Raw genomic sequence first — 1,631 nt, 5'->3', positions numbered from 1 at the left:
GCATCCCATGCAAGGTAATCGCGTTACGCGGCGGAAGCTCAGCCATAGACGTTTATTTTATCGCAAAGCCAGCGCGGCTCGAAGAGTGGCAATTTGTGCATCGAGTGCGGCATGGGTTCCCTGCTGAAGAAACTTTAGCTTGGGGTGGCTCGCGCAGAGCGTGATGGCGGCTTCGTCGCAGACCCGGATGGGAAGGCGCGGCTTATTCTTGCCTTTCTCCACTGCGTACTCGTAGCCCCAAGTACGTTTGTCGCTGAGGAGCGGCGCAAGCATCTTTGTGGCCCAAGTAACCCGGACTTCGCGTAGAATCAGGCAGGCCGTATAGCACCGCTCAGGACGTGCACCATGCAGGTAACGGGAAAATACCGCCTTGGTCGTGGCTGGCGTGCGCTTGCAAAGAGCCAGCAAAAAGTTGTAGCCGTCGCCGTACGGGCCGTCTTCGTCGTTGCGGCGCGGGAGTGCGGCGATGCGCGGCTCCAGACGACGGCGAATCAGAGCGACATCATCCACACCCGGCAGGGCTGCCTTGAGCGTTGCGGAGTCGTCGGTTCGTCGGAAAACCCGTGTGATGGCGGCGCGAACTGCCGGACTCTTCGACCAGGTCAACGCCTTGAGGAGATTTTCGGAGCGAACGCCGCCGTTGGCAATACCGCGCCGAATATAGGCATCCACATCCCGATCTTTGCCTATCGTCAGGTCATTCAAGCGTTTCACGAGAAGTGCGGTTGCCTCTTGCGGAAAGTAGTAGAGCAGGCGCAGGGCCGCGTGGCAGATTAGCTCATCCGCCGCGTCCCAGCCCTCATCGTCTTTTTTGCTGGCAATCCCCATGCTCACGTAGTCCTCGCACAGAGAGTTAAAGAGCTTCTGCATCGGGTTGTCGGAGCGCCAGATAGACCGAACAGTGGCACAGAGTACCGGATCGTGCACGGGGCTGTTCACCACAATACACAACGTTGGCTGGTAGCGAATGGCCTGATACTCCCGCCCAACAATCTGGCCCAGAATCACGAAGCAGACGTCTCCCACCGTGACAGTGTGAGACGGAATTGGGTTCATTGTTGGTGATGCGTTTCGCAGGGGGCGCGAGATATTTCTCTCGGTGGAGTTAACTGAATTGAAGGGTAGCTCCGTGGCATATTCCATCACACCACCGGGCAAGGACGTGGCCGTGAGTTTGGTAGGTGTCGGGTTGTCGAGCGCTTCCAGTAGAAAAGGGAGGGCTTTCGCTCCGAGGGCAACGAGAGTTTTAAGGCTCTCGGGGATGCTCAAGGCGTGGTTGGTAAGCAGAAAGGTGCCGCTGCTCTCTTGACCCTCCAGGGGCGCGAAGGCGCTCCCATTCAGAGTGCCCGAGAGCCCAAAGTAGGGCTTGTTTATTGCCGCGAGCTGAACAATTAAGCCCCGAATCTGCCCGGCTTGTGCATCGGTGATCGATGGTTGCGATCCCAGTCGGATCGTGGGGAGTTTTCCGCGCTTCAGTGAGCCCGCACGACTTTGTCGGTTCATGGGTTATTTTATCCCGAAGAGTAACTTCCCGGCGGCGATGAGCAGGACGAGGGCGAGCAGGCGGCGTAGCCAGGGAGGCGGGAGGCGCTTGCTGCCCAGTAGTGCGCCCAGCGAGCCACCCGCGACGG

The 1,631-nt window shown here is 59.0% G+C and carries 1 protein-coding gene; it reads right to left on the bottom strand.

Annotated elements, in window-relative coordinates:
• Nucleotides 1-57 precede the first annotated feature (57 nt).
• Complete coding sequence (locus ACH2EH_RS11625; RefSeq protein ID WP_395141828.1) at nt 58-1,503, bottom strand: hypothetical protein; 1,446 nt, start codon at nt 1,501-1,503, stop codon at nt 58-60.
• Between the last annotated feature and the right edge of the window lie 128 nt (nt 1,504-1,631).

Origin of the sequence: Armatimonas sp., from assembly GCF_043760365.1 — a bacterium.
Classification (GTDB): Bacteria; Armatimonadota; Armatimonadia; order Armatimonadales; family Armatimonadaceae; genus Armatimonas.
Note: the sequence above shows the minus strand (reverse complement) of the source record. Positions and strands in the feature narration are given on the sequence as shown.

What these genes read in the sequence shown, in the direction of transcription:
- ACH2EH_RS11625 (WP_395141828.1), bottom strand. Translation starts at nt 1,503, where the DNA reads ATGAACCGACAAAGTCGTGCGGGCTCACTGAAGCGCGGAAAACTCCCC.